The sequence below is a fragment of the Deinococcus pimensis DSM 21231 genome (genome assembly GCF_000519345.1).
Lineage (GTDB): Bacteria > Deinococcota > Deinococci > Deinococcales > Deinococcaceae > Deinococcus_A > Deinococcus_A pimensis.
On record NZ_KI912633.1, the window covers coordinates 7235 to 11671 of the forward strand.

General features: G+C 70.8%; 5 protein-coding genes. All 5 read left to right on the forward strand.

The annotated features are described in order from the left end of the window. Positions 1 to 598, forward strand: a 598-nt coding sequence (locus DEIPI_RS28555) for an SCO family protein (RefSeq protein ID WP_045233657.1), incomplete at its 5' end; no start/stop codon positions are given. 2 nt (positions 599 to 600) lie between these two features. After that, complete coding sequence (locus DEIPI_RS0104600; protein WP_045233658.1) at positions 601 to 1425, forward strand: cytochrome c oxidase assembly protein; 825 nt, start codon at positions 601 to 603, stop codon at positions 1423 to 1425. A 115-nt stretch (positions 1426 to 1540) separates the two neighbouring features. Beyond that, positions 1541 to 1774 carry a 50S ribosomal protein L28 gene (rpmB, locus tag DEIPI_RS0104605; RefSeq protein ID WP_027480997.1) on the forward strand — a complete coding sequence of 78 codons (234 nt, stop codon included), beginning with the start codon at positions 1541 to 1543 and terminating at the stop codon, positions 1772 to 1774. Positions 1775 to 1956: 182 nt separating this feature from the next. Beyond that, positions 1957 to 3267: a S8 family serine peptidase gene (locus DEIPI_RS28560; RefSeq protein WP_045233659.1), complete on the forward strand. Its 1311-nt coding sequence runs from the start codon at positions 1957 to 1959 to the stop codon at positions 3265 to 3267. A 97-nt stretch (positions 3268 to 3364) separates the two neighbouring features. After that, on the forward strand, positions 3365 to 4437 hold a 1073-nt coding region (locus tag DEIPI_RS28565), incomplete at its 3' end, for a tetratricopeptide repeat protein (RefSeq protein WP_157463462.1).

Sequence of the window (4437 nt, forward strand, 5' to 3'; positions counted from 1 at the left end):
GGGCCTCACGCGGGCCCTGCTGGCCGTGGCGGTCCTGCTGGCGGGCGCGTGGCTGTACGCGCGCGTCCTGAGTCCCGTGCCCTTCTACGGCACCCCGCGCGGCGGCGCGCCCGCGCGCACCTTCGTCGCGACGGATCAGACGGGCCGTCCCTTCGACCTCGCGAGCACGCGCGGTCAGGTGGTGGCGCTCTTCTTCGGCTTCACGCACTGCCCGAACATCTGCCCGCTCACGCTGAGCTACCTGGAGAAGGCCCGCGCGGAACTCCCGGCGGACCTGCGCGGCGACCTGCGGGTGGTGTTCGTCTCGCTCGACCCGGACCGCGACACGCCGGGGGTGATCGGCACGTACCTGAAGTTCTTCGGCCCGGACCTCGTGGGCCTGCGTCTCACGGAACCGAAGCTCGCGGACGTCGCGCGGTCGTACGACGTGACGTACGCGAAGGCGAACGCGAAGGGAAGCGACTACTTCATCAACCACACCACCGCGACGTACGTCATCGACCGCGAGGGTCGTCTGCGCGTCGCGTACGACTACACGCAGATGCCCGAGTACCGCCGGGTCGCGCGCGACCTGGAGCGGCTCATGAAGGAGAAGTGACCATGGACCTGAATCCCTCGGCGGCGACGCTGCTGTTCTCGTGGCGGTTCGATGGGCTGGTGTGGGGCGCGGCGGCGCTGGCCCTGGCCGTGTACCTGTGGCGCTTCGTGGCGGCGCGGCGTGACGCGGCGAGGCGGGCGCTGTGGTCTCCCTGGCGGGCCGCGTCGTTCGTGGCGGGCGTGCTGGTGGCGTTGCTGGCGCTGCAGTCGAGCGCGTCGTCGTACACCCTCAACAGCATGGCGCTCTACATGGGGCGCCTGATGCTGCTCGCGGAGCTCGCGCCGCCGCTGATCGTGCTGGGCCTGCCGTCCGCGCTGATCCGCTTGAGCGCGCGCGGCCTCGCGGGGCGCGTCCTGGGCTTCCTGCTGGACCCGTACGTGGCGTTCGCGCTCTGGACGGCGATCATCGTGTTCTGGAACCTTCCGGCGGGCCTGAGCGCGTCGGTGGTGGGCGCGACCTCGGCGACCTTGCTGCCACTGCTCTACCTGGGTGGAGGGTTGCTGGTGTGGGCGGTGACCCTGAACAGCCTGCCGGGCGTGCGGTCGCTGGCGGTGGGGACACGCGGCTGGTTCGGCTTTCTCAACGGCCTGCCGATGATGGGTGTGGCGGCGGTGTGGCTGTACAGCCCGAAGGTGCTGTACAGCCCCTTCGTGAACGTGCCGTGCCTGTGGAACCTGACGCCCCTGCAGAACCAGCAGATCTCGGGTCTGGTGATGATGGTGGCGGGCGTCCCCGCGCTCGCGCTCGCGCTGGTGCAGATGTTCGTGTGGCTCTCGAGGCTGGCGGAGTCGTCGGGCGTGGTGGTGGACGAGGGCGAGGGCGTCTGAGCGGTCCTCACGCCCGTGGGAGACAAAATCCGCGGGACCTGATAAAGTACTATCTTGGTTGCCTCAGGGCATTACCCCAGGGCGTCGGGAGACGCCGGGGATCGAGGAGAACATCATGGCGAAGAAGTGCTTTGTTACGGGCAAGAGCAACATGGTCGTGAACAGCGTCATCCGGCGCGGCAAGGCCAAGGCTGACGGCGGCGTGGGCCGCAAGGTCACGGGAATCTCGAAGCGTCGTCAGAAGGCGAACCTTCAGAAGAAGACCGTCATCGTGGACGGCGAGGTCAAGCGCGTCTGGATCTCCACGAAGGCGCTGCGTCGTCTTCCCGAGAACATCCAGGTCATCTGATCCGTCTCTTTCCTCGTCGCCCGCCTCGTGCGGGCGACGTTCGTTTTGTCCTTCTCATCTCCCGCTTCTTAATCTTGTCTTAATCTATGAAGTTTTTCTGATGATCATGAAGGGATCTTTGGTCTCCTGAAGTTGCCCCCTCAGGAAACAGGGCCACTCGCCGCCCTCACCAAGGAGTTCCTATGAAGCGTATGCGTCTTTCCGCTCTTCTGTGCCCGACCCTGGGGCTCCTGCTCGCCGCCTGCGGGCAGACCCCGACCGCGCCGACAGCAGCGATCTCGCGCGCCGTGACCTACGCCGTCACCGTGCCGATCGACGCCCGCAGCAGCGTCTCCTCCCTGGAGCGCCGCTACGGCGGTGACGTCACGCTGTTCTCGCAGAAGGCGGGCTTCGCCGTCGTGCGCGTCGGCGCGCAGACCGCCGAACGCCTGCGCGGGAGGGGCGGCATGAGCGTCCTCTCCGAGGACGGCGCCACCCTCGAACCCAACAGCGGCACCTACCGCGTCCGTCCCAGCGGCAGCACCATCTGGGCGGGTGGCAGCACCATCTGGGCGGGTGGCAGCACCATCTGGGCGGGCGGCAGCACCATCTGGGCGGGCGGCAGCACCATCTGGGCGGGCGGTCAGTACGGCCCGGTGCCGGGCAACAGCGGGGCCTGGACCCAGATCGGCCTCGACCGCGTCCACGCCGGGTTCGGCGCGCTCGCCGTGCACAAGCGCGTCCGCGTGGCCGTCATCGACACCGGCATCGACCTCGCGCATCCCGCCTTCACGAACATCCTCGCGCCCGCCGGCGACATGCGTGACTTCGTCGACGGCGACGCCGTGCCCCAGGAGACGGGCGCGCCCGGCGACGTCGGGTACGGTCACGGCACCAACGTCGCGGGCATCGTGCTCCAGATCGCCCCGAACGCCGAGGTGCTGCCGCTGCGCGTCCTCGACGGGAACGGCGTCGGCGACACGGACGAGGTCGCGGCCGCCATCGTCCACGCGGTGGATCACGGCGCGAAGGTCATCAACCTCAGCCTCGGCTCGGACACCCCCACCACCGCCGTCACGAACGCCCTGCAGTACGCCGCCGACCACGACGTGTACGTCGTGGCCGCCGTGGGCAACGAGGGCCGACAGGGCGCCAACTACCCAGCCGCGCAGTCGCAGACGCCCGGCACGCTCGGTGATCACCTCGTGGGCGTGGGCAGCGTGGGCGCCTCGGGGGCGCGCTCCGCCTTCAGCAACTACGGCGCGGGCACCGAGATCGTCGCGCCCGGCGAGAACATCGTGAGTGCCGCGCCGAACGGACTGCAGGGCGCGTGGTCCGGCACCTCGCAGGCCACGCCCGCCGTGGCGGGCGCGCTGGCCCTCGCGCTCGGCTCCGACAAGGTGAACCCGGGCCTCCTGACGCCCGCCCTGCTCTCCTCCGCCGACACCTCCAATCCCGCCGCGGGCGCGGGCCGTCTGGACCTGCCGCGTTTCCTCGGGACCGCCGCTCCCTGATCCCGGAACGGAACGAACGCCCGGCGGACGCCCGTCCCCGGGCGTTCGCCCTGTCCCGTAAGCTCCCTGTGATACCGCCCCACCTAACATGGTGAGCGTGGAGAGCGCGCGCGTGACGGCATACCATCCCGGAGAGGACGTCCGGCCCCCTCACCTTGTCGTGGGGGAGGACGCGCGGGCCCTGCTGGACGAGGCCACCGCCCTGCTCGGCACGGACCCGGCGCGCGCGCTCGAACTCGCCCGGACGGCCCTCAGGCTCGCGGGAAGCGGCCTGCCCGACGAGGAGGGCGCCGCCCTGCTCCTCGCCGGGCAGGCCCTCGCGCGGCTCGCGCGTCCAGAGGAGGCCACGGACGTCCTCACGCGCGCCGTCGGCTCGTTGCGCCGTCTCGATCCCGCCCGTGAGGTGGAGGCCCTGCACGCCCTCGCTCGGCTCCACCTCGACTCGGGCGAGCTCGACCGGGCGGCGATGCGGCTCGCCGAGGCGCTGGAGCGCTGCACGAGGGCGGAGGACAAGCTGCGCGAGGCGCGGACCTTCAACCTCCTCGCGCGCGTGAGTCACGCCCACGGCGAGCCCACCGTGACGCTGCGGCATCTCCAGCGGGCCATCGACCTGTTTCGTGAGCTGGGAGACCGCGTCGGGGAGTCCGACGGCCTCACGAACCTCGGACGGACCCTGACGGACCTGGGGCACTACCCGGAGGCGCTCGAACGCCTGCTGGAGGCCTACACCCTCGTCCGTGCGCACCGCAGTGAAGACGCGCGCATCCAGGGCATCCTCCTGTTCAACATCGGCGTGCTGCAGCAGGAGATGGACCGACTGGAGGAGGCGGACGCGTCGCTGCGCGAGGCGCTCGTCCGCTTCGAGGCGGGCGGTCACGCTCACGAGACGTCGGCCGTGCAGGCGCGGCTCGCGGAGGTCCTGCTGCGGCTCCGCCGCCCCGGGGAAGCGGAGGAGCACGCGAGCGCCGCCGTGCGGAACGCCCGGCATCATCAGCTGCGGAGCACCGAGGGGAGCGCCCTCGTCGCGCTCGCGCAGGTGCAGGCGGCGCTGGAACGCTGGGAGGAGGCGCGCGACACGTACGAGGAGGCCGTGGCGGTCGCGGGCGGCATCGACGATCAGGGCACGCTGCTGGACGCGCACATGGGCGCCGCGCGCGCCTACCTCGTGCG